Source organism: Sulfurimonas sp. (assembly GCF_026991475.1).
Classification (GTDB): Bacteria; Campylobacterota; Campylobacteria; order Campylobacterales; family Sulfurimonadaceae; genus Sulfurimonas.
This window is the reverse complement of record NZ_JALXBK010000023.1, coordinates 1-2,336: the sequence shown is the minus strand read 5'-3', so window position 1 is coordinate 2,336 and position 2,336 is coordinate 1. Positions and strand designations below refer to the sequence as shown.

General features: G+C 34.1%; 4 protein-coding genes. 1 reads left to right on the top strand and 3 read right to left on the bottom strand.

The features are described from left to right. Both MV589_RS01640 and MV589_RS01635 read right to left on the bottom strand, forming a co-directional pair. Window positions 1-319 (bottom strand): sulfite exporter TauE/SafE family protein (locus tag MV589_RS01640; RefSeq protein ID WP_297431410.1); only part of this gene is annotated, 319 nt, incomplete at its 3' end. Between the two features lie 7 nt (window positions 320-326). Then, the gene (locus MV589_RS01635; protein WP_297431408.1) at window positions 327-1,007 is read right to left on the bottom strand and encodes a nitrous oxide reductase accessory protein NosL; all 681 of its coding nucleotides are present in this window, start codon (window positions 1,005-1,007) and stop codon (window positions 327-329) included. Between the two features lie 181 nt (window positions 1,008-1,188). On the opposite strand from MV589_RS01635, the gene MV589_RS01630 reads away from it, so the two are divergent. After that, window positions 1,189-2,001, top strand: a complete 813-nt coding sequence (locus MV589_RS01630) for a hypothetical protein (RefSeq protein ID WP_297431407.1) — start codon at window positions 1,189-1,191, stop codon at window positions 1,999-2,001. On the opposite strand, the gene MV589_RS01625 is transcribed toward MV589_RS01630, so the two are convergent. Beyond that, a partial coding sequence (locus MV589_RS01625) for a 2-thiouracil desulfurase family protein (protein WP_297431405.1) occupies window positions 1,994-2,336 on the bottom strand: 343 nt, incomplete at its 5' end. The genes MV589_RS01630 and MV589_RS01625 overlap by 8 nt on opposite strands.

Below are 2,336 nucleotides of genomic sequence, written 5' to 3'. Positions count from 1 at the left end.
AAAATTTAATTTTTCCAGAGAGTGAAAGTCCTGCAAGTATCATAAAAGTACCTGCGATTATAAGTAACATTCCATTTGTAAAATTATTAAAAGTAGCTACCCCTCCTAAAAATCCAAACATAGCACCAAGAAGGGTATATGTAAAAATACGACCAAAAGAGTAAAGAAGATGCGCAAATGCTTGCTTTGTTTTACTCCATTTACCATCTATTTTCGTTGTACTATATGCAACAACAATACCACCACACATACCTATGCAGTGTCCAAATGAGCCTAAAAAAGCAATAGTGATAATTGAGAAAAAATTTATAGAGTCCATTTCACCACTATCTATTTATCAAATAAAGTCCAACTGCTTGAAGTTCTTTAGGATTCAAATCTTTACAAACTTTTTTAGAGACAACAAATGCTTTTGCTTTGGCAACTGAATCAAAAGTTTTATCTATTTTTGTGCACTTTTTTTCATAGATCATTGCACCCATTTGAGACATTTTATGCTGCTTTTTACCTATCATATGCGAATCTTTTGGAAAATCTTCTTTTGCTGCCTCTATTGCAGCATTAAAATCAGTCACCTCACCACCAAATTTAGCTGCAAATTTACTTGCTGCGTTTAAACTTGAGAAAGCATATTTACTTACCATACTCATAGTCCCTTTTTTAGAAGAGCCAACAACAAAATAGGCTTTTTTTGCATCTATAAATTTCAATGTATCAGCAGCCACGACTTTGATGTTTTGAGGATCTGCATGATTCTTATCTCTATCTTCTACAAGACAATGAAGAGAGCAATATTGTTTCTCTTGACCATTAACAGAAGCTGCATAATTAGTTTTATAAAACATTACAAGATTCATACCACAAACATTACAAAAATACTTCTGCTCACCTGTCTGTAACAACTTAGCCTTTGAAGCTGGCACAGTTTGAAACATTGCTGCGTTTAGAAGAGTTACTAAACCAATTGTCAACAATCCCATAAAAGAGACTATAAATTTATTACGCATAACACCCACCTTAATTAAATTTATGAAGTATATTCTAAAAGTGTTACATAAATGTTAATTTATTCAGAGAACCTCTAAAAACTTCACACTTCATATAATATTTTTTAATTATATATTAAAACAATTGACAAAAACACTATAATTAATTATAATAATCCTATCTAATATCAATGGAGATTTAATGAAAAAACTACTACTCTCAGGAGCACTTGCAGCACTCCTTACTTCAACTCTGATGGCTAAAGATGTCAGCACTTATGAATATGCTGCGTTTAAGAACAGTGACGCAGTAAAATCTGCCCTAACAACACAAGGATTTAAAGTCGTTGGCGAGTACAATGCTATGTCAAACCCTAACTACCATGTAATCGCATACACAAACGCAGCTATACAGCAAGAAGCATCAAAAGATGATGACAACAGTTTTGCAGCCGTACAAAAAGTACTTGTAGACAAAAAAGACAATACTTTAGTCTTTACAAACCCAGAGTACTTTATGCGTGCATTCATCGAAGATGATTATACAGATGCAACTGCAAAGAGTATCAACAGTGCACTTGCGACTGCGTTTGGAAAGCTTACAGGTTCAGCTGATGCACTTGATGAAGATGACATCAAAGGGTATCATTTTATGATGAGTATGCCATACTATGAAGATATGCTAGAAATAGCTAAGGGAAAAAATCTTTTAGAAAAACTCAAGAAAAATGCAGGTGACAACATCGTATTTGAAATAAAACTCAAAGAGGGAACACTTGTCGGTGTCGCTATGCCTACAAAGAACGGTGAAAAATCCTATGTTTCAGAGATAAAGGGTGAAAAGAACACAGCTTTTTTACCATATATGGTCTTTGTAGAGAATGATGAAGCAAAAATCATGCATCCAAAATACTACCTTGCACTTAGTTTTCCAAAACTAAGCATGGGACAGTTTATGAGTATCTCTTCTACTCCAGGAGATATTGAGGAGTATTTCGAGAATCTTTTCAAATAGACTCAGAAAAATCTAACTCACTCTCTATTCTTGAATGAGGAGAGTGTTTTGCTATGACATTCGCTGCAATTCCATTTCCCAAATAGAGTTGCTCTTTTGACTCATTTAAAACAGGGGTTGTTTTGTAGCCGCAACTTGGAGATTTTGACTTTAATACTATACGATCAAACTTAGGGTTCTGTTCTAAAAAGTGTTCTATCTCCTCTTTTAAACGCAGTGTTACATCTACATTTGTTTCATCTGTAACTATGCGCTGCTCACCATTTACATCAACTACATTAATGCGCTCTCTTGGTGTTCCAAAAAGAGGTGCTTCAGGACAAAAAGGGATAATT

What these genes read in the sequence shown, in the direction of transcription:
- MV589_RS01635 (WP_297431408.1), bottom strand. Translation starts at nt 1,007, where the DNA reads ATGCGTAATAAATTTATAGTCTCTTTTATGGGATTGTTGACAATTGGT.
- MV589_RS01630 (WP_297431407.1), top strand. Translation starts at nt 1,189, where the DNA reads ATGAAAAAACTACTACTCTCAGGAGCACTTGCAGCACTCCTTACTTCA.